The sequence below is a fragment of the Trinickia symbiotica genome, assembly GCF_003028655.1.
Lineage (GTDB): Bacteria > Pseudomonadota > Gammaproteobacteria > Burkholderiales > Burkholderiaceae > Trinickia > Trinickia symbiotica_A.
The window spans coordinates 246,739-266,338 of sequence record NZ_PYUC01000004.1 but is presented as its reverse complement, the minus strand read 5'-3'; the positions used below and the strand labels follow the sequence as shown (position 1 = coordinate 266,338).

Genomic DNA, 19,600 nt, shown 5'->3' with positions numbered 1-19,600 from the left:
CGTGGCACGGCGCACTCGCGCACGGTCCGCGTCCCATCGTTGCGCAACCACTCGGGGAAGGGAACGTATGAAGGTATCCAAGATTTTCGTCGCCGCCGCGCTGGTCGCGGGTTTCGCCGCCGGTGCGGCCCACGCCGAAGGGACTTGCCCGAACAACGGCGTCGTGCGTTTCGGGGTCGAGCCGTATGAATCGTCGCAGCGATTGCTGCCGGTCTACAAGGATCTGGCTGAGATGATCGGCAAGAAGATCGGCTGCAAGGTCGAGTTGTATGTCGCCACGAACTACAACGCCGAAATCGAAGCAATGCGCAACGACAAGCTCGAGATCGGTGAATTCGGGCCGCTAGGCTATGTGCTCGCTCATCAAGTCGCTCATGCTGAAGCCGTCGCGACGTTCGCGGGCGAGGACGGCAAACCGGCTACCTATACCGCGTCCATCGTGACGTGGCCAGGATCGGGCGTAAAGGCGATCGCCGACGTCAAAGGCCAGTCGTTCGCCTACTCGGACCCGAGCTCCACGTCCGGTCACCTCTTTCCGGCTTACGGCCTCAGCAAGAACGGCATCGATCCGGACAAGGGCGTGAAGGCGATCTATGCGGGCAGCCACACCGCGTCGTTCGAAGCGCTGCGCAACCACAAGGTGCAAGCGGGTGAGCTGAACAGCGAAGAAATCGCGAGCGCGAAGCTCCATAACGAGTTCGATCCGAACGCCTATGTCACGCTCTGGCAATCGGAGCCGATTCCCCTCGACCCTCTGGCCGTGCGCGGAAACCTGCCGGCCGAGTTCAAAGCGCGTCTCGCGAACGTCCTGAGCTCGCTCGACCTGCATGAGCTGCCCGAGGCCGATCAGAAGTTCCTCGCAGCGAATGAAAACCCGGCGCTGAAGACGACGGCGCAAACGGATTCGGCCTACAACCAGATTCGCGATCTGGTGAAGACCTTGCACGTCGACCTGGCAAAACTGTGAACACGATCTTCGGAACATCGGGCGCCGCGGCGCTCGATTCGTCAGGTGCCCGGCAGGCTCACGCCGCGGCTCGCGAAGCGGCACGCGACGCCGCGCTCGCGTCCGGCGTGAAGCTTGCCGTGCGTAATCTGACGATGCGGTACGAGAACGGCCACACCGCCCTTCAGGACATGAACCTGTCCGTCGAGGCCGGGGAAATGGTCGTCGTGCTCGGCAGCAACGGCAGCGGCAAGTCGACCTTCATGAAATGCGTGGTCGGGTTGAATCGGCCGACCGCCGGCACTGTCGAGGTCGCAGGCCGTGACCTGGCGTCACTATCGGGCAAAGCGCTGCGCGAGGCACGGATGCCGCTCGCCCTGATTTCGCAGCACGCCAATCTGGTGCGCCGTCGCAGTGTGCTCGCCAATGTTTGCTGCGGGGCGCTCGGCCGCCATCGCACGCTCGCCACGGTGCTCGGGCGCGTGCCGCGCGACGAAGTCGAACCGGCGCTCGGCTACCTCGCCGAAGTCGGCTTGGCCGACCTGGCCGATCAGCGGGCGGGAACACTCTCTGGCGGACAAGCGCAGCGCGTGGCCGTGGCGCGCGCGCTCGCGCAAATTCCTCAGGTGCTGCTCGCCGACGAGCCCGTTGCCAGTCTCGACCCGGAGGCCGCCGACGAGGTGATGCGTCTATTGCGCCGGCTAGCGACCGAGGACGGCCTTGCCGTCGTCTGCGTGCTTCATCAGCCCGAGCTGGCGACGCGCTATGCGGATCGTCTTCTCGGCTTGCGCCGCGGGCGCACCGTATTCGATCGCCCCGCGTCGACCGTATCGGCTCGCGAGATCGCCGATCTGTACGTGGCGGATGCGTGACGATGAGCACTCCTTACAAAGGCCGGATAGTGGGCGGCCCGTCGATGGCCCGCAGCGTCGTCTCTTTCGTTGCGATGATCGTCGCCGTCGCGCTCTTTGTGCAGGCATGGATCGTCGTGCAGGCCCGCCCGCAGGATCTGGTTACCGGGGCGCGCGGGATGGCCGACATCATCTCCCGCTCCCTGCCGCCCGCGTTCGACCAGTTCGGACCGACGTTGGTGCCTGTCCTGGAAACCATCGATCTGGCGATTTTTGGAACCGTGATCGGCGTCTTGCTTGCCTTTCCGCTGTCGATCCTCGCCGCAAGAAACGTGACGCCTGGAAAACCGTTCTATTTCGGAGCACGCGCCGTGATCGGGATTACGCGGTCCGTTCCCGACCTCGTGTGGGCGCTGCTTTTCGTCACCGCGGTAGGACTCGGGCCGTTTCCTGGCGCGTTGGCGCTCGCGGTCCATTCGGTCGGTATGCTCGGCCGTCTTTTCGCGGAAGTGATCGAAGACATGGATATGGGCCCCGTCGAGGCGTTGACACTGACGGGCGCGGGCCGCCTGCAAGTGTTCACGCATGCGGTGGTGCCGGGGGTGCTGCCGTCGCTATTGGGCATCGCGCTGTACCGCTTCGACGAAAACCTGCGCTCGTCACTCGTGCTCGGCTTCGTCGGTGCCGGCGGAATCGGATTCCTGCTGCTAACGGCGATGAATCTCTTCCAATATCAGACGGTCGCGTTCCTGCTGATCGTCACGTTCGTGCTCGTCACCTGTGCCGAGCGAATCTCGGCCTATTTGCGCAGCCTCGTGGCGTAAGCAGCGGATTGCCTTGCGGCTTACGCATCGACGAAAAATCAACCCATGCACATCGATAAATTCGGCGGCGTCGATCCGTGGACGCTCGGCCGCGTGTTGTCGGAAACGCCCGACATCCATCCGACGGCCGTCGTGCGCAACAGCGATTTTGGCCGGTACACCTATTTCGGCCCCCGCAGCCAGATCGCGAACTCCGCGTTCGGCGATTACAGCTACGCGATGGGCGACAACCAGATTGCTCACGCGAGCATCGGCAAGTTCGTCAATATCGCCACTTGCGCGCGCATCAATCCGCCCAATCATCCGACCTGGCGCGCAACCCTTCACCATTTCACTTACCGTTCGCGCTCGTACGGGCTCTCGCTCGATGATGACGAAGACATCTTCGACTGGCGTGCGCAAGACCGCGTCGTGATCGGCCACGATGTCTGGCTCGGGCATGCCTCGATCGTCATGCCAGGCGTCACGATCGGCCACGGCGCGGCGGTCGGCTCGGGTGCCGTCGTGACGAAAGATGTTCCGCCCTTCGCGATCGTCGTCGGTGTGCCCGCGCGCGTGCTACGTCTGCGCGTCGACGCGCGGACGGCCGATCGCCTCGAGCGCATCGCCTGGTGGGATTGGCCGCGGGAGCGTATCGACGCCGCGTTGGACGATTTCCGCGCGCTCAGCGCTGAGGCGTTTGCCGAGAAATACGACGTTTGAGCGGCGTCCGACCTGTTCGGAGTTCGCTGCAGATTGCCGCCGCTCGTGATAGCTTTCCGTTTTTGCAACCGGTGAACGACCGTATGGAATATCGCAGACTCGGCGGTTCGGACGTGCGCGTGAGCGCGATCGGCCTCGGCACAATGACGTGGGGCGAGCAGAACAGCGAGAGCGAAGCGCACGCGCAGATCGACTATGCGCTCGATCATGGCGTGAATCTCATCGACGCCGCTGAAATGTACCCGGTCCCGCCGCGCCCCGAGACGCAAGGCTCAACCGAGCGCTGCATAGGATCGTGGCTCGCGCGCAATCAAGAGGCCCGCGGAAAGATCGTGCTCGCCACGAAGATCGCGGGGCCCGCGCGCCAGCCGCACAATCCCCGGCATATCCGCGGCGCCGCGAATCAGTTCGACCGCAAGAACCTCACGGAGGCGCTGCACGGCAGCCTCGAGCGCCTGCAGACCGACTACATCGACCTCTACCAATTGCATTGGCCGGACCGCAGCACGATGACGTTCGGGCGCCCCACCTATCCGTGGATCGACGACGCTTACACCGTGCCGATCGAGGAAACGCTTTCGGTGTTGGCCGAGTTCGTGAAGGCGGGCAAGGTTCGCCACATCGGCGTCTCCAACGAGACACCCTGGGGCGTGGCTCAATTCCTCCGGGCGGCCGAACGGCTCGGTCTGCCGCGCATCGTCAGCATCCAGAATCCTTACAGCCTCCTCAATCGCACGTTCGAGACCGGGCTGTCCGAATTCAGCCATCGCGAAAGAATCGGCCTGCTTGCATACTCGCCGCTGGCATTCGGCTGGCTGTCGGGGAAATATGAAGGCGGCGCGCGTCCGGCCGGTGCGCGGATCACCTTGTTCGAGCGTTTTCAGCGTTACAGCAAGCCGCAAGCGATCAAGGCGACGAGCGCTTACGTTGCATTGGCGAAACGATATGGCCTCTCGCCGGCGCAGTTCGCGCTCGCCTTCGTCAACACGCGGCCGTTCACGACGAGCACGCTGATCGGCGCGACGTCGCTCGACCAATTGCGCGAAAACATCGCAAGCATCGATGTCAAGCTGCCAGCCGAGGCGCTGGCCGATATCGATGCCCTATACGAAGCGCAGCCGAATCCCGCGCCGTAATCGGGCAACGCCGGGCGGCCTGACGCCGCTCGGTCCAGCGACCGGCCGATTGTGCGAGCGTCCGAGCAACAGTTCCGCTACAATCGCGGTTGGTTAGGTGCATATGCACAGGTATGATTCGCATCATGACAGGTCCGACTTCCTACGACGAATGCAACTTGCTCGCGATCAGGCGAGCCGCGCGCTACGTGACTCAACTGTACGAGCGTCATTTGAGCGAGGCGGGCGTGACGGCCGCGCAGTTCTCGATTCTGGCAAAGCTGGCGCGGCGTCCGCATCAAACGATGCTCGAGCTCGCGGAGGCAATGATGATGGAGCGAACGACGCTGCTGCGCGCACTGAAGCCGCTGCAGCGCGACGGGTTGATCCAGGCCGGGCCGTCCGAGCACGATGCGCGTGCGCATGTATTTGGTCTGACGAAGGCCGGGCAGCGCACGCTCGAACGCGCGAACCGCGGCTGGCATGCCGCCCAGGAAGAGCTCGAGACAAAGTTCGGCCGGGCGCGAGCAAAGGCGCTGCGCTGTGAACTATTCGCTCTGACCGGGACATGAATCACCCTGCGAGCGAAGGCTCCGCACGATTTTTTAACCTGTAAAGTGCATATTCACACATAAGCCCATGTCGTCGACATCTCCCTCCACTGCTCCCGCCGGCGGCACCGGCCTGGCGAGGCCTGGCACGCGCCCCATTCCATGGATGCGCATTGCCATCCTCGCGGTCCTGATCGCGCTGGCCGGCGCGGCCCTGCGCTGGTACTTCGTCGGCCGCCTGATCGAGTCGACGGACGATGCCTACGTTGGCGGCGATGTCACGGTGATGGCGCCGAGAGTCAGCGGATTTGTTGCCGAAGTGCTCGTTCAGGACAACCAATACGTGCGCCAGAACGAGGTGTTGATACGGCTCGATGCGCGCGATTACGAAGCACGTCTGGCGCAAGCCGATGCCGACGTCGATAGCGCACGAGCCGAGCTCGTGCAGTGGCAGGCGAAGAAATCGCTGCAAGTCGCGACGATCGATCAGCGCGCCGCCGACGTGCAGGCCGCGCAAGCCGAGCTCACGCGCAGCGTGCAGGATCGGATGCGCTACCGCGCACTCGTCAAGGACGAAGCCGTATCCGGCGAGGCGGCCGAGCGCGCCGATGCGGACGAGCGCAAAGCGCGCGCCGCCGTTGCGAGCGGCCAAGCGGCGCTCGTTGCAGCACAGCGCGAAATGCAAGTGCTCGACGCTCAGATCGCGGCGGCACGATCGCGCATCGAAACGTCGGAAGCGGCTCGTCGCGTCGCTGCGCTCAACGTCGAATATACGACGATCCGCTCGCCCGTCGACGGTTACATCGGCAACCGCACCGCGCGCGTCGGCATGCTGGCCGGCGCCGGCACGGCGCTCTTGACCGTCGTGCCGGCCAGCGGGCTCTGGGTCGATGCCAACTTCAAGGAGGATCAACTCAAGAAGATGCGGGCTGGCGATGCGGCCGACGTGACACTCGATGCGTCGAGCGGAACGCTGCACGGCGTCGTCGAAAGCCTCGCGCCGGCGACGGGCGCAACGTTCAGCGTGTTGCCGGCCGAGAACGCGACCGGCAATTTCACCAAGATCGTTCAGCGCGTGCCCGTCCGCATCCGCCTTACCGTACCCCCGCCGATGCAAGGGTCGTTGCGCCCGGGCCTCTCGGCGAACGTCGACGTTCATGTCGGCGCCTCGCACGCGAAGGCTGCTTCGTAGTCCTGATCGAGTCATCTTAGAGAAGAGCCTGCTCATGAGCACCGTCACGCTGGCGCCGGCCACCGCCGCCCCGCTGAACCCCGCCGAGTTGCCTACGCGCACGAAGGTCCTGGCATTCGCGCTGATGTGTGTCGGCTTTTTCATGGCGACCCTCGACATCCAGATCGTCGCCTCATCGCTGCGCGACATCGGCGGGGGATTGTCCGCGAGCCAGGACGAACTCTCGTGGGTGCAGACTTCCTACCTGATTGCCGAGATCATCGTCATTCCGATGACCGGATGGCTCACGCGCGTTTTCTCGACACGATGGGTCTTTACGTTTTCCTCGTTCGGCTTCACGGTGACGAGCATTCTCTGCGGACTCGCCTGGAACATCGAATCGATGATCGCATTCCGCGCGCTGCAAGGCGCGCTCGGCGCGGCGATGATTCCGACGGTGTTCACGACCGCGTTCGTGCTGTTTCCGCCACGCCAGCGACTGATCGCGTCGACGACGATCGGTGCGCTGGCCACGCTCGCGCCGACGATCGGTCCCGTGATCGGCGGCTGGATTACGTCGCAGTGGTCATGGCACTGGCTCTTCTACCTGAATCTCGCGCCGGGCATCGCGGTCACGCTCTTCGTTCCGCGCTTCGTCGACTTCGACCGCCCCGACCTTGCGCTCGCGAAACGAGGCGACTACTGGGGCATCGCCTTGATGTCGGGCTTTCTCGGTTGCCTCGAATATGTGCTCGAAGAGGGGCCACGAAAAAACTGGCTCGGCGACGACCTCATCGTGGCGTGCGTATGGATCGCCGTAATCTGCGGTTTCCTTTTCATCGTGCGTGCGCTGACGGCCAAGGAACCGATCGTCGATTTGCGCGCGCTTGCGTTACGCAATTTCGGCATCGGGAGTCTCCTCTCGTTCATCACGGGCACCGGCATCTTTTGCGCGGTCTTTCTGACGCCCGTCTTTCTCGGGCGCGTGCGCGGCTTCGATTCGCTGCAGATCGGATTGGCGCTGCTGTCGGTAGGCTGCTTCCAGGTACTCGGCCTCGTCGCCTATTCGCTGCTTGCGCGCCTCGTCGACATGCGCATGCTCCTCGCCTTCGGACTCGTCTGCTTCGGCGTGGGATGTTATCTCTACGTCCCGCTCACGAGCGACTGGGGCTGGCAGCAACTACTGCTGCCGCAAGCGTTGCGCGGGATCGGTCAGCAGTTTTGCATTCCGCCGATCGTGACGATGGCGCTCGGCTCACTGCCGCCTCCGCGGCTGCGTTCCGCAAGCGGACTCTTCAATCTGATGCGCAATCTCGGCGGCGCCATCGGCATCGCCATCGCGAACACGATGCTCAATGACCGGCTGAACCTGCACTATGAACGCCTTGCGGAGCATGCAAGCATAGGCAGGCCCGTCGTCGAAGGACTGATGCAACGCGCGACAGACGTGCTCGGCGCCACGGGGCAGACGATCGACGCATCGAAGGCCGGTCTTGCACTGCTGCACGAAACGCTGATGCGCCAGGCGCTGACGCTGACGTTTTCCGATACGTTTCTCGCGCTTGCCTTGTGCTTCATCGTCGCGCTCGTCGCGGCCGCTTTCTCGAAGCCGTTCGGCAATGCCGCGCCGCCTCCCGATGCGCACTGAGTTATCCCAATGTCAAGTCCGCAAACTATGAAGTCGATCCTCGCCGCCACGATTATCTGCCTCGCCGCGTTCGGCGTTGTGGGCTGCGCGGTGCCGCCCGCTCAGCATGCCGATCTCGCCGCGAAGGTCGGCAAAGTCGCACCCGACGCGTGGCGCGAGCCGGCGCCAACTGAAACCATTGATGCAGACGTCTGGTGGCAGCAGTTCGGCGATCCTGTCATGCACGACCTCGTAGCCTCGACACTGCATGGCAATCTCGATCTGCAGGCGGCCGGCGAGCGCGTCCGGCAGGCCGAGGCGCTCGAGCGGCAAGTCGATGCCGCGCGCAAGCCCGAGCTCGACGCCACTGCGCAAGCAGCCTACGTCAGGCAGAACACACCGCCGCCGCTCGGCTACGTCAAAGAAGCCGGCGCCGGTCTCGCGTTGACTTGGGAACCCGATGTCTTTGGCGGCCAGCGCCTCGCGGTGCTCGCTGCACAAGCTCGCGTGAGCGGCAGCCGGCAAGCGCTCGATGCACTGCGTCTCGCGCTCGCAGCCGATACGGCCGCTGCCTACATCGATCTGCGCTGGCAACAAAACGAGCTGCAAATCTTGTCCGATCAGGAGGGCAGCCGAGGCCGCGAGCTCGCGTTGACCGAGGAGCGCCTGCGTTATGGGCTCTCGACGCGGCTCGACGTCGAGCGTGCTCGCGGTCAACTCGAAGACATCCGGGCGCAGATTCCGCGCGCACAGGCACGCGTCGCGCAGCAACTGCATCTGATTGCGGTTCTGGCGGGACGTCCTCCCGAAAGCGTCGACGCGCTGCTCGACAGGCCGACGCCAATTCCCGTCCCCGCACAGCAACTGCCCGGGACGCTGCCCTCACAGGCGTTATTGCGCCGGCCCGATGTACTCGAGGCCTACGCGACGATCGAACAGCGCGCGGCTGAAGTCGGCGAGGCGCATGCCGCGCGTTATCCCCACTTCAACCTGAGGCTGACGGACGGGCTGCTGGCTTCGTCGTACCTGGGTCTCCCAACATTGACGGACAATCTTTTCAGCGCCGCGCTCAACGCGGCAAGCCCGATCTTCGACGCGGGCCGAATCCAGGCCGGTATCGACGCGAATGAAAGCCGCATGCGGGAATCCGAGCTGGCATTGCACCAGACGATGCTCGAAGCGTTGAGGCAAATCGAAGATGCACGCAACGATCTGGTCAGCGGCGATGCCGAGGCCGCCCGCCTGGCCGACGCCTTGCAAGCCTCCGATCACGCGCTGCAACTCTCGGATCGCCTCTACCGCGGCGGCGCGGCGAATTTCCTCGATGTGCTGACCGCCCAACAAGCCTATCTCGCCGACGCACAATCGCTGAACGCGGCGAAACGAGCCCATGCGCTCGCGGCCGTCACGCTTTACCGCGCGCTCGGCGGCGGATGGAGCACGCAAGCGCCTGAGGCCGACATCAGCCGCGCAGCACTTTTGACCAAGACGCCGCCCCTCGTCCGCTGACTATACTGAGTGCATCGAATCAACTGCGGAATCGCTTCGATGCCTCACTACCTTTGCCACGACGAGCCCGATCTGCTCGAGTTCGAGACGGCGATCGTCGACGCTCGCCCCGGCGCCGTCGTCCTGTCGATTTCGGCGCTGCACCCTGGCGGCGGGGGACAGGTTTGCGATACCGCCACGCTGACGCACACGCACGGCAAGGCACGTATCACGGACGTCTTGCACGAAGGCGGGCTCTATTGGCACGTGCTCGATCAACCGCTCGAGCTCTCGGGAAAGGTTCATGTCGCCATCGACGCCCAACGCCGCTCGACGCTGGCCCAGCTCCACACGGCCACGCATATTCTCAATGCGCTCGTCTATCAGCGTTTTGCAGGCGCCCTCGTCACCGGTGCACAAATCAACGCCGACGGCGGTGCGCGAATGGACTTCGATCTGCCCGATGCCGATAACGATCTCTTGCGTACCCTCGAAGCGCCGCTCAACGATGTGATCCATCAAGGTCTCGACGTCCGAGCGAACTATATCGACCTACGGGAAGCGAAAGCGACGCCGGGGCTCATTCGCAGCCTTTCGGTCGCGCCCACGCCGACGCCGGATGGCAAAATCCGTATCGTCGAGATCGGCAATCTCGACAGGCAGGCATGCGGCGGCACACATCTCGCCAATACGGCGCAATCGCGCCCGATTCGCATCACGAAGATAGAGAACAAGGGCCGCCGCAATCGGCGCGTGCGGATCGAGCTGGCCTGAGCGGTCCCATTCATAGCGTGCATCGAAGTCGAAACGGGTATGACACACGTTACTCAGGACTCCGAAGTGACTTATTGGCGAGACGCCGCGCTCGAAGGAGCGGCGCTCGCCACTGCGCGCTATGGCGCGCACGAGTTCGGCCGACACGTGCACGACGAGCTCGTGATCGTGATGACGGAGCGCGGTGCGGGCGAGTGCCGCACGCGCGCAGGCAGCGATGTTGCCGGCCCCGGCACCGTATGGGTGTTCGGCCCCGGCGAGTATCACTGCGGCGCGGTATGGGAAGACAAAGCCTGGCACTACCGTTCGATTTATCTCGACGAGCGCGGACTGGCGGCGCTCGGCACCGTATTCGGCCGCGATCCGGGCAATGAGCTGCCGCTCTTCGTGCCGCCGGGCCTTTACCACGACGTACAGCTGTGCGGCCTGCTGCTGAAGGCGCATGCGAGCCTGGACGAAAACGGCCCGACACCCCTGATGGAGCGGCAGGCGCACTGGTGGGCGGCAATGGGAATGCTGTTCGGCCGATATGGCCAACCGAAGCCTGCTGCGGCCGAACCAGGACGCGAGGCGCACAGGATGGCGCGCGTGCGCGATTACATCGACGCGCACTATGACCGCGACGTTCCGATCGACGAACTGGCCGCGCTCGTCGGCCTGAGCCGCTATCACCTGATGCGGGCCTTCTGCAAGGAATACGGCCTGCCGCCGCACGCTTACGCCAATCAGGTTCGCTTGATCGCCGCGAAGCGGCTGCTTGCAGCCGGGCGCACGGCTGCCGATGCCGCCGCGAGCGTCGGCTTTTACGACCAGAGCCATCTGAACCGCGTCTTCAAGCGCGCTTACGGCATCACGCCGGGCGCCTACGCCGCACTCAAACCCGCGAGATAGCGGAGTCGGCGACCTTGAACACGGCGACAGCCTCTCTCAAGCCTGCCGCCTGCTCCGAAAGCGACTGCGCCGCCGCGGCGGCCTGCTCGACCAACGCCGCGTTCTGTTGCGTGACTTCGTCCATCTGATTGACGGCACGATTCACTTGCTCGATGCCGCGGCTTTGTTCCTCGGAGGCCGCGGCGATCTCGCCGACGATATCCGCGACCTGCTGAATGGCTTGCTTCACTTGCCCGATCGCGTCCCCGACCTCGGTGGCTTGCTTCGCGCCCTCCTCGATCGTCGATACCGAGGAATTGATCAGCTCCTTGATCTCCTTGGCTGCCGCGGCCGAGCGCTGCGCGAGACTGCGGACCTCGCCCGCCACGACGGCGAAGCCCCGGCCCTGCTCGCCGGCTCGCGCGGCCTCGACGGCCGCATTCAGCGCAAGAATATTCGTCTGGAACGCTATGCCTTCGATGACGCCCGTAATATCGGAAATCTTGCTGGAGCTGCCGCTTATCCGCTCGATGGTTCCGAGCATTGCCTGCATCGACTCATTGCCGGCGCCGGCCATGTCGGTGGCGCGAACCGCGAGCCCGTTCGCCTGGCGCGCATTGTCGGCGTTCTGCCTCACCGTCTCCGTCAATTGCACCATGCTCGACGCTGTTTCTTCGAGCGAGGCCGCCTGCTCTTCCGTTCTCGCCGAAAGATCGGCGTTCCCGCTCGCGATCTGATTCGAAGCTGTCGCAATGCTGTCCGTGCCCAGACGGATCCGGCTCACGGCGGCCTGAAGCTTCTCGCGCATCAGCTGCATCGAGTGCAGCAGACTGCGTTCATCGCGTCCCTCAGAGGCGATAGACACCGACAAATCGCCCTGCGCGATTCGCGCTACGACGCCCGCCGCATAATCGGGCTCACCGCCGAGCTGTTTGCAAATGCTCCCGGCGATCGCGATTGACATGGCGATCGACAGCGCCACAGCAAGCGCCGACAGGCTTAGCACGATGTTTCGTCCGGCGCGATATGCGCGATGGGCCTCCACCGCACTGTCCGAAAGTGCTTTGACTTCATAGTCACGGAATTGCTTGAGCAAAGACGTCCAGCGGCGCATGGCAGGCGAGAGTTCGTTCGTCAGCGCCGCAACGGTTGCGGGGTCGTGCGCGAGGCCTAGTGTCGCAACCTTTTGCAGGAGAGGAAGTCCTGCCGTTTCCGCATCGGCAAGCTGCCGTATGAATCCGCGCTCATTCTCGTCGGTGGCGGGGTCCGCATTGAACTTTTCCGCAACCTTCTTTTCGGCCGCCTGATACTTGGCGAGGCTTTCGTCCAATCGTTGCTTCTCGGCGGCCGCACCCGCGGCGTCGCCCGCAAGCATCAAATCTTGCACTGCGCTCCTCGCCTCATCGAGGTATATCTGCGCATCGGCGATAAGATTCACTTCGGGTGCATTGAAATCCACTGCGTTCGTGATTTCGTCATCCATCGTGCCAAGCCTCATCAACCCGATGGCAGTAATGAAGAAAAGAGCGATCAATACGATGCCGAAGCCCAACCATAGGCGTGTGCGGACTTTGAGAGCGGAGATGCGCATGTTGGCAACGGAACCGAGTAGAGGGCTGGACACACGGCGTCCTGCTTTCGGCGAGGATAGGCACGCGGGACAAGAGGCACGGAACAGCGAACGAGGTGCACCCGCAATATCGGCATACGAGGCGCGTTTTTTGATAGTCGGCAGGGATCAGGATTTCCTGAATCCATTGTAAGCAAACCGCGCAAAAAGCAGTGCCGCCCGCTCGACGCATAGCCGGGCGCTTTTATCACCGTCTCTGCTAAGCGTTGCAGATTTGCTTCGTTGTTTGTGCCTGTCGGCCCGCCTATAGTCAACGGCTCTATCCCTCGAACGTCTGCAGCCATTCACCGGAAGGACCTGCCGTGACCACCGCCCATGCTGACGACGCGGCGCTGATGCACCGTATCGACATCCGTCCATTCAACGCGCCGCTCGGCGCCGAGGTCATCGGCCTCGACCTTAGCCGCGACCTCGATGCGGACGATTTCGCGCGCATACGCCGGGCATATCTCGAACATCACGTCCTCATCTTTCGCGATCAACGAATCACGCCGGAACAGCAAATCGGGTTCAGCCGTCGCTTCGGCCCGCTGCAAGTGCACGTGCTGCATCAGTTCCACCTCGAGGGGCATCCGGAGATCCTCGTCGTCTCGAACATCGTCGAAAACGGCAGGCCGATCGGTCTCGGCGATGCGGGCCACTATTGGCATTCGGATCTGTCGTACAAGGAGCGGCCGAGTCTCGGCTCAATGTTGCACGCCCAAGAGTTGCCCGCCGAAGGCGGCGACACGCTCTTCGCCAACATGCACCTCGCATGGGAAACGCTGCCCGAGGCGCTGCGCCAGGCGGTCGCAGGCCGCTTCGCCGAGCATACCTATCTCGCCAAATACGAGACGCTGCGCCACCTCAGCCCTTGGCGGCCCAAGCTATCGGAGGATCAATTGGCGCAGGTCAAGCCGGTCGTGCATCCGGTCGTCCGAACCCATCCCGAGACGGGACGTCGCGCGCTCTTCGTCAGCGAGCATTTCACGACTCGCATCGTCGGGCTGCCGCAAGACGAGAGCGACGCCCTCCTGCAAGAACTCTTCGCACACAGCACGCGAGCCGAGCACATTTATTGCCATCAGTGGCAGCCGCACGATCTCGTGTTCTGGGACAACCGCTCGCTGATGCATCTGGCGGCAGGCACGCCCGCTCATCTGCGGCGAAAACTCTATCGCACGACCATCGAAGGCGACGTGCCGTTCTGAGCGCGCATTGCCCGCCTTTTCGGGGAGCTTCTCTTCATGACGTTTTTCCGCGCCACGCGTGCCGCCCGCTTGCGACTCCGGCACCGCACCGCCCGCTTCACCACCTTCTTCGCGACCATCGCGTTCGGCCTTGCCACGTGCGGCGCTCCGCTCAGTGCTCACGCCGAAGGCACGCTGCGCATCGCCGACCAATATGGGGTGGTCTACCTGCTCCTCAACGTCGTGCGCGATCAGCAACTCATCGAAAAGGAAGGACGCAAAGAAGGGCTCGACATCAAAGTCGAATGGACTCAGCTCTCCGGTGGCGCAGCCATCAATGATGCGCTGCTATCAGGCGCGATTGACATCGCGGCAGCCGGCGTCGGGCCACTCCTCACGGTATGGGATCGCACGCACGGTAGACAGAACGTGAAAGGCGTCGCGTCGCTCGGCAATCTGCCCTACTACCTCGTGAGCAATCAGCCGCGCGTGCGCTCGATCGCCGACTTCACCGATAAGGACCGCATCGCGGTGCCCGCGGTGACGGTTTCCGTCCAGTCGCGAATTCTGCAGATGGCCGCGGCGAAGCGCTGGGGCGACGGCGCTTACGACCGGCTCGATAAGCTCACACAGGCGATTCCGCACCCCGACGCAACCGCCGCCATCGTCGCGGGCGGCACCGAGATCACGGGCCATTTCGGCAATCCGCCTTTTCAGGAGCAGGAGCTCGCAGGCAATCCGTCCGCGCACATCGTGCTGAGTTCCTATGACGTGCTCGGCGGCCCAAGCTCGGCCACGGTGCTTTACGCGACGGAAAAATTCCGCGAGTCGAACCCGAAGACGTATCGTGCATTCGTCGCGGCGCTCTCCGACGCGGCCAAGTTCGTCGCCGTTCATCCCGGCGACGCGGCGGACATCTATCTGCGCGTGACGCATTCGAAGACGGACCGTGCGTTGCTTCTCAATATCATCCGCGACCCTCGGGTGCAATTCACGATCGTGCCGCAGAACACGTTCGCGCTCGCACAGTTCATGCACCGCGTCGGCGCGATCCGCAACGAGCCCAAATCATGGAAGGACTACTTCTTCGACGATCCGGCCATCGTCAACGGGAGTTGAGGAGCATGGCCGCGAATCCCTCGACACTAACGGGGCGTCGCGCGTGGCACGACGGCGCGCGATCGCCACTCGAAAGCGCGCGCCTGCTGCGCGTCGCCGGCCTGACGCTCGAATATCGAGTCCGCGAGCGCGTCGTTCGCGCTACGCAGCAAGTCAGCTTCGACGTCTACGAGCGCGACCGCTTCGTGCTGCTCGGGCCGTCCGGGTGCGGTAAGTCGACACTGCTGAAGGCGATCGCGGGTTTCGTGACACCCGCGTCGGGCAGCATCGAGCTGGACGCGCAGCCCATTCACGGGCCGGGCCCCGATCGCGTCGTCGTATTCCAGGAGTTCGACCAGCTCCCACCTTGGAAGACGGTGCTCGAGAACGTCGCGTTTCCGCTGCGCGTTGCGAAAAAGCTGTCGCGCGCCGAAGCGAAAGAGCGCGCCGCGCACTTCCTCGAGAAAGTCGGCCTTGCCGACTTCGCCAAAGCGTACCCGCTCACGCTCTCGGGCGGTATGAAGCAGCGCGTCGCGATCGCACGCGCGCTGGCCATGCAGCCGCGCGTGCTGTTGATGGACGAGCCGTTCGCGGCGCTCGATGCGCTGACGCGGCGGCGGATGCAGGAAGAGCTGCTGCGGCTCTCGGACGAGGCGCCTTTCACCCTGCTCTTCGTGACGCATTCGATCGAGGAAGCGCTGATCGTCGGCAACCGCATTGCGCTGCTCTCCCCTCATCCGGGGCGCGTGCGCGCAGAGCTCAACAGCCATCAGTACGCGCAGCACAGTGTCGGCCGCCGGGATTTCCAGGAGGCAGTCGCACGCATTCATCGCCTCTTGTTCGAGGAGGAAGAACGCCGGTCATGAAACGAGGAGCCTCCTTGGATTCGACGAGTGCGCTCCGAGCGTCGGTGCACACGTTGCCTGTGCCGCCCGTGCGGGCCGAATACGAAATGGCGCTCGAGCCGGTTTCCCGTGAAGACTGTGGAACACCGCTGCCGTTGGCGGAACGCGTCTTCTCGCATACCTGGCTGCGAAAGAGCTTGATTGCATTGCTGCTCCTCGCCGCTTGGGAAATTGCGGCGCACGTGGTGGCGAACGATCTGCTGCTGCCGACGTGCAGCGCCACGCTGCTCGCATTCGTGCAAGGCATTGTCAGCGGCGAACTGCTCATGAGGACCGCTGCCTCGATGTCGGTGCTATTGCGCGGCTATTTGCTCGGCGTCGCCCTCGCCTTCGCGCTGACCTCGCTCGCGGCATCGACGCGCATTGGTCGCGACCTGTTGACGATGTTGACGGCGATGTTCAATCCGCTGCCGTCGATCGCGCTCTTGCCGCTCGCCCTGCTCTGGTTCGGGCTCGGTACCGGCAGCCTGCTGTTCGTGCTCGTGCATGCGGTGCTATGGCCCCTGGCGCTCAACACCTATGCCGGTTTCCAGTCGGTACCGGCAACGCTGCGAATGACCGGACGCAACTACGGACTCCGAGGCCTGCGTCAGGTTCTGCTGATCCTCGTGCCGGCGGCGTTGCCGGCCATCATCGCGGGGCTGCGCGTTGGCTGGGCGTTCGCATGGCGCACGCTGATCGCGGCCGAGCTCGTGTTCGGCACGAGTTCAGGCAGCGGCGGCCTTGGCTGGTACATCTTCCAGAATCGCAACGAACTCTATACCGATCGCGTCTTCGCCGGGCTTGCCGCCGTGATTCTGATTGGCCTCATCGTCGAGCATCTCGTCTTCGACGTACTCGAACACCTGACGGTGCGGCGCTGGGGTGTTCAGCACTAGCCATCGTCCCTCTGATACATCTACTAGCTCATCGATGAAAGACGATCCGTCGTTGTCCAAATCGATCGATTCGCAGTCCGAATCGATTCCCGCGTCGCCGCGCCGGCGGCGGATGATCCGCGAGCTGGCCGGTGGCGTTGCAAGCGGATTGGCCGCCACGTTGCTGCCTGCGCGTGGCGCCTGGGCTACCGGCGCATCGGAACCGATCGCGCCGCGCTCCCCCGACGCGCCGCTCGCTCCGGCTCCCTGGACGCTCGAGCCCGGTGCGCCGCTCTTGTCCCCGCCCTACGGCCTCCCGGGACCGTTCGAACAGGACGTGATTCGGCGCGCGGCGCGTCCCCCGGCGATGCCGGGTTCCGGCTCCTCGCAAACGCCGCTCGCCGATCTTCATGGCAGTATCACGCCGAACGGGCTCGTCTACGAACGCCATCATGCGGGCGTTCCGCGTATCGATCCCGACCAGCACCGGCTCATCGTCCACGGCCGCGTCCGCGAGCCGCGCATCTTCACGATCGACGATCTGCTTCGCTTTCCCTCGGAGTCGCATGTCTACTTCCTCGAATGCTCGGGAAACACGGCAAGCGAGTGGCAGGTGGCGAGCGGTCTTCCCGTGCAGTTCACGCACGGACTGCTTTCGTGCTGCGAATGGACCGGCGTGCGGCTTTCGACGCTGCTCGATGAGACGGGACTCGACGCCTCGGCGAAATGGGTGCTCGCCGAAGGCGCGGACGGCGCGGCGATGACGCGCAGCTTACCGCTCGATCGGATCGCCGAACGCGCGCTCGTCGTCTATGCGCAAAACGGCGAGCGACTCAGGCCGGAAAACGGCTATCCGTTGCGACTCATCGTGCCGGGATTCGAAGGCAACACGAACGTCAAATGGCTGCGTCGCCTCAAGCTGATCGACGCGCCCGAGATGACGCGAGAGGAAACCTCGAAATACACGAGTCTCTTGCCGAACGGCTGCGCTCGCCAGTTCGTGTTCGAAATGGACGCGAAATCGGTGATCACGCGACCGTCTGCCGGACATCGCCTGACCGCGCGCGGTTACTACGCCGTGAGCGGCCTTGCCTGGTCCGGGCGCGGGCGGATCCGTGCCGTCGAGGTGTCGGCCGACGGCGGCGCGACCTGGCTTGCGGCCAGGCTCGTCGGTCCCGTGCACGATCGCGCGCTGACGCGCTTCGAAGCGGACTGGCGCTGGGACGGTGGATCCGCGGCGCTGCAAAGTCGAGCCATCGACGAAACCGGCTACGTCCAGCCGACGCGAGAGGCACTCGTCGCCGCTCGCGGGCTCAACAGTTACTATCACTACAACGGCATCCAAACCTGGCGCATCGACGCAAACGGGGAGGTGCGGAATGCGTAAGGCGTTTGCATTGGTCATCGGCGCGCTCGCCTCTCAGGTGCCGATAGCTCGAGCGGAGTACGGGCTCGGCGCGCCCATCGCGGCATCGGCCCTGGCGCGGTGGGACATCGACATCGCCCCCGACGGTCACCGGTTACCCGCCGGATCGGGCACCGTCGCGGCGGGCAAGCAGATTTTCGCAGCGAAATGCGCGGCCTGTCACGGCCAAAGCGGGGAAGGAGGAATCGGCGATCCGCTCGCCGGCGGCGCCGGCTCGCTGACAAGCCTTAAGCCGCAGAAGACCATCGGCAGCTATTGGCCTTACGCGACGACGCTATTCGACTATATCCGTCGCGCGATGCCCTATAACGCGCCGCAATCGCTCACGACCGACGAAGTCTATGCGCTCAGCGCCTATCTGCTCCATCTGAATGGGATCGTCCCCGAGCAGGCCACGCTAGATGCAAAGTCGCTGCCCAAGGTTCGCATGCCGAACCGAGGCGGGTTCGTGCCTGATCCGCGGCCGGGCGCCATGTAACTCACTTTCCTATCGCGGCGCCATGCGCCCCGACAACCACTAGGCGTTCGCAAAGCAATGCCCTGCTACGCCTCGCCGATATCGAGAAAGGGAATTAGCACAGACGCTTTTCTTGGTTTGCCGAGAGCGACCATGCGGTTACATTTTTTCATTCAACAGAATGGAGCGGGCCGCATTTCCGTCATCGCCCGCACCGATCACGCATTTGCCACTTGTCTTAGCTGACACCTTCATGAAAATGAGAAAAACACTGACCGCCGCCTTCGCCGCCCTGTTGTTGACCCTCACCGGGACCGCGCACGCCGACCGCCTCGACGACATCCGCCACGCCGGCGTCCTGCGCGTGGCGACGTTCGACAGCAATCCGCCGTTCGGATTCGTCGACCCCGCAACGAACCAGATCGTCGGCCTCGACGTCGACTATGCGCGCGCCCTCGCCGACAAGCTCGGCGTGAAGCTCGAGATACAGCCGACGAACCCGGCCAACCGGATCGCCTTCCTGAAGTCGAGCAAGGTCGATCTCGTACTCGCAAACTTCACGATCACCGATGAGCGCAAAAAGGAAGTTGATTTCAGCACGCCCTATTTCGCTTCGGGTACACAGTTTCTCGCCAAGAAAGGCGTGCTCGCGTCACCTCAGCAGCTGAACTCGCTGCGCATCGGAGCCGACAAGGGGACGACGAACGAGCAGCAGGTGCGAACGAAATTCCCGGGCGCGACAATCGTCGCCTACGACGACACGCCGTTCGCCTTCGCCGCGCTGCGTGCCGGCAACGTCCAGGCGATCACGCAAGACGGGCCGAAGCTCGTTGCGTTGCTCGCCAACGTGCCCGACTCGGACCGTGGTCACTACGAGATCCCTTCATTCACGATCTCGAACGACTACGAAGGCGTCGGCGTGCCGAAAGGCGAGCCGCGACTGCTGTCCTTCGTCAACGACACGCTGGTCTCGCTGGAAGCGAACGGCACTGCGGCAAAAATCTACGACAAGTGGTTCGGGCCCAAGAGCAAGGCGCCGCTACCGCGCCTCTTCAAGATCGGCGATCCGCGGAAAAGCTGATGGCGCTGGCTAGCGAAAAGGCGTTCGCGCTACGGCACGCGGGCACAATCCGCGCGCT

Annotated in this window: 19 protein-coding genes; 18 read left to right on the top strand and 1 reads right to left on the bottom strand. The window is 64.0% G+C overall.

The window, feature by feature from the left end; genetic code table 11:
• Positions 1-67 precede the first annotated feature (67 nt).
• The 11 genes from C9I57_RS09660 to C9I57_RS09610 all read left to right on the top strand — a co-directional run bounded on the left by C9I57_RS09660 (position 68) and on the right by C9I57_RS09610 (position 10,940).
• Positions 68-967, top strand: a complete 900-nt coding sequence (locus C9I57_RS09660) for a phosphate/phosphite/phosphonate ABC transporter substrate-binding protein (RefSeq protein WP_107150397.1) — start codon at positions 68-70, stop codon at positions 965-967.
• Positions 964-1,818: a phosphonate ABC transporter ATP-binding protein gene (gene phnC, locus C9I57_RS09655; RefSeq protein ID WP_107150396.1), complete on the top strand. Its 855-nt coding sequence runs from the start codon at positions 964-966 to the stop codon at positions 1,816-1,818. Before C9I57_RS09660 ends, phnC begins: the two co-directional genes overlap by 4 nt.
• Before the next feature lie 2 nt (positions 1,819-1,820).
• On the top strand, positions 1,821-2,621 hold the full coding sequence (gene phnE / locus C9I57_RS09650) for a phosphonate ABC transporter, permease protein PhnE (RefSeq protein WP_258187568.1): 801 nt from the start codon (positions 1,821-1,823) through the stop codon (positions 2,619-2,621).
• Between the two features lie 45 nt (positions 2,622-2,666).
• Positions 2,667-3,323, top strand: coding sequence for an acetyltransferase (locus C9I57_RS09645; RefSeq protein WP_107150394.1), 657 nt, complete (start codon positions 2,667-2,669; stop codon positions 3,321-3,323).
• A gap of 83 nt (positions 3,324-3,406) precedes the next feature.
• On the top strand, positions 3,407-4,459 hold the full coding sequence (locus C9I57_RS09640; RefSeq protein ID WP_107150393.1) for an NADP(H)-dependent aldo-keto reductase: 1,053 nt from the start codon (positions 3,407-3,409) through the stop codon (positions 4,457-4,459).
• A 125-nt stretch (positions 4,460-4,584) separates the two neighbouring features.
• Complete coding sequence (locus C9I57_RS09635; RefSeq protein ID WP_107150615.1) at positions 4,585-5,010, top strand: MarR family winged helix-turn-helix transcriptional regulator; 426 nt, start codon at positions 4,585-4,587, stop codon at positions 5,008-5,010.
• A gap of 67 nt (positions 5,011-5,077) precedes the next feature.
• Positions 5,078-6,181 (top strand): HlyD family secretion protein, encoded by a 1,104-nt coding sequence (locus C9I57_RS09630; RefSeq protein ID WP_107150392.1) that lies wholly within the window; start codon positions 5,078-5,080, stop codon positions 6,179-6,181.
• 34 nt (positions 6,182-6,215) lie between these two features.
• Positions 6,216-7,808 carry a DHA2 family efflux MFS transporter permease subunit gene (locus C9I57_RS09625; RefSeq protein ID WP_107150391.1) on the top strand — a complete coding sequence of 531 codons (1,593 nt, stop codon included), beginning with the start codon at positions 6,216-6,218 and terminating at the stop codon, positions 7,806-7,808.
• A 27-nt stretch (positions 7,809-7,835) separates the two neighbouring features.
• Positions 7,836-9,296, top strand: coding sequence for an efflux transporter outer membrane subunit (locus C9I57_RS09620; RefSeq protein WP_107150390.1), 1,461 nt, complete (start codon positions 7,836-7,838; stop codon positions 9,294-9,296).
• A 39-nt stretch (positions 9,297-9,335) separates the two neighbouring features.
• Complete coding sequence (locus tag C9I57_RS09615; protein ID WP_107150389.1) at positions 9,336-10,049, top strand: alanyl-tRNA editing protein; 714 nt, start codon at positions 9,336-9,338, stop codon at positions 10,047-10,049.
• A gap of 39 nt (positions 10,050-10,088) precedes the next feature.
• Positions 10,089-10,940 (top strand): helix-turn-helix transcriptional regulator, encoded by an 852-nt coding sequence (locus tag C9I57_RS09610; RefSeq protein ID WP_107150388.1) that lies wholly within the window; start codon positions 10,089-10,091, stop codon positions 10,938-10,940.
• Here the strand turns inward: C9I57_RS09610 and C9I57_RS09605 are convergent.
• Complete coding sequence (locus C9I57_RS09605; RefSeq protein WP_107150387.1) at positions 10,924-12,510, bottom strand: methyl-accepting chemotaxis protein; 1,587 nt, start codon at positions 12,508-12,510, stop codon at positions 10,924-10,926. The genes C9I57_RS09610 and C9I57_RS09605 overlap by 17 nt on opposite strands.
• Before the next feature lie 374 nt (positions 12,511-12,884).
• Between C9I57_RS09605 and C9I57_RS09600 the strand changes: the two genes are divergently transcribed.
• The 7 genes from C9I57_RS09600 to C9I57_RS09570 all read left to right on the top strand — a co-directional run bounded on the left by C9I57_RS09600 (position 12,885) and on the right by C9I57_RS09570 (position 19,542).
• Positions 12,885-13,739 (top strand): TauD/TfdA dioxygenase family protein, encoded by an 855-nt coding sequence (locus C9I57_RS09600; RefSeq protein WP_107150614.1) that lies wholly within the window; start codon positions 12,885-12,887, stop codon positions 13,737-13,739.
• A 36-nt stretch (positions 13,740-13,775) separates the two neighbouring features.
• On the top strand, positions 13,776-14,837 hold the full coding sequence (locus C9I57_RS09595) for an ABC transporter substrate-binding protein (RefSeq protein WP_107150386.1): 1,062 nt from the start codon (positions 13,776-13,778) through the stop codon (positions 14,835-14,837).
• Positions 14,838-14,842: 5 nt separating this feature from the next.
• A complete protein-coding gene (locus C9I57_RS09590) occupies positions 14,843-15,682 on the top strand; it encodes an ABC transporter ATP-binding protein (RefSeq protein WP_107150385.1) in 840 nt (279 codons plus the stop codon).
• Positions 15,683-15,768: 86 nt separating this feature from the next.
• A complete protein-coding gene (locus tag C9I57_RS09585; RefSeq protein WP_107150613.1) occupies positions 15,769-16,599 on the top strand; it encodes an ABC transporter permease in 831 nt (276 codons plus the stop codon).
• Between the two features lie 34 nt (positions 16,600-16,633).
• On the top strand, positions 16,634-17,965 hold the full coding sequence (gene soxC, locus C9I57_RS09580) for a sulfite dehydrogenase (protein WP_107150384.1): 1,332 nt from the start codon (positions 16,634-16,636) through the stop codon (positions 17,963-17,965).
• Positions 17,958-18,482 carry a c-type cytochrome gene (locus tag C9I57_RS09575; protein WP_107150383.1) on the top strand — a complete coding sequence of 175 codons (525 nt, stop codon included), beginning with the start codon at positions 17,958-17,960 and terminating at the stop codon, positions 18,480-18,482. Before soxC ends, C9I57_RS09575 begins: the two co-directional genes overlap by 8 nt.
• Before the next feature lie 232 nt (positions 18,483-18,714).
• Entirely contained in the window at positions 18,715-19,542 is an 828-nt protein-coding gene (locus C9I57_RS09570) for an ABC transporter substrate-binding protein (RefSeq protein WP_107150382.1), read from the top strand.
• The last annotated feature ends 58 nt before the right edge of the window (positions 19,543-19,600 follow it).

Coding starts and splice junctions, on each gene's coding strand:
- C9I57_RS09660 (WP_107150397.1), top strand. CDS start 68: ATGAAGGTATCCAAGATTTTCGTCGCCGCCGCGCTGGTCGCGGGTTTC.
- phnE (WP_258187568.1), top strand. CDS start 1,821: ATGAGCACTCCTTACAAAGGCCGGATAGTGGGCGGCCCGTCGATGGCC.
- C9I57_RS09645 (WP_107150394.1), top strand. CDS start 2,667: ATGCACATCGATAAATTCGGCGGCGTCGATCCGTGGACGCTCGGCCGC.
- C9I57_RS09640 (WP_107150393.1), top strand. CDS start 3,407: ATGGAATATCGCAGACTCGGCGGTTCGGACGTGCGCGTGAGCGCGATC.
- C9I57_RS09635 (WP_107150615.1), top strand. CDS start 4,585: ATGACAGGTCCGACTTCCTACGACGAATGCAACTTGCTCGCGATCAGG.
- C9I57_RS09630 (WP_107150392.1), top strand. CDS start 5,078: ATGTCGTCGACATCTCCCTCCACTGCTCCCGCCGGCGGCACCGGCCTG.
- C9I57_RS09625 (WP_107150391.1), top strand. CDS start 6,216: ATGAGCACCGTCACGCTGGCGCCGGCCACCGCCGCCCCGCTGAACCCC.
- C9I57_RS09620 (WP_107150390.1), top strand. CDS start 7,836: ATGAAGTCGATCCTCGCCGCCACGATTATCTGCCTCGCCGCGTTCGGC.
- C9I57_RS09615 (WP_107150389.1), top strand. CDS start 9,336: ATGCCTCACTACCTTTGCCACGACGAGCCCGATCTGCTCGAGTTCGAG.
- C9I57_RS09610 (WP_107150388.1), top strand. CDS start 10,089: ATGACACACGTTACTCAGGACTCCGAAGTGACTTATTGGCGAGACGCC.
- C9I57_RS09605 (WP_107150387.1), bottom strand. CDS start 12,510: ATGCGCATCTCCGCTCTCAAAGTCCGCACACGCCTATGGTTGGGCTTC.
- C9I57_RS09600 (WP_107150614.1), top strand. CDS start 12,885: ATGCACCGTATCGACATCCGTCCATTCAACGCGCCGCTCGGCGCCGAG.
- C9I57_RS09595 (WP_107150386.1), top strand. CDS start 13,776: ATGACGTTTTTCCGCGCCACGCGTGCCGCCCGCTTGCGACTCCGGCAC.
- C9I57_RS09590 (WP_107150385.1), top strand. CDS start 14,843: ATGGCCGCGAATCCCTCGACACTAACGGGGCGTCGCGCGTGGCACGAC.
- C9I57_RS09585 (WP_107150613.1), top strand. CDS start 15,769: ATGGCGCTCGAGCCGGTTTCCCGTGAAGACTGTGGAACACCGCTGCCG.
- soxC (WP_107150384.1), top strand. CDS start 16,634: ATGAAAGACGATCCGTCGTTGTCCAAATCGATCGATTCGCAGTCCGAA.
- C9I57_RS09575 (WP_107150383.1), top strand. CDS start 17,958: ATGCGTAAGGCGTTTGCATTGGTCATCGGCGCGCTCGCCTCTCAGGTG.
- C9I57_RS09570 (WP_107150382.1), top strand. CDS start 18,715: ATGAAAATGAGAAAAACACTGACCGCCGCCTTCGCCGCCCTGTTGTTG.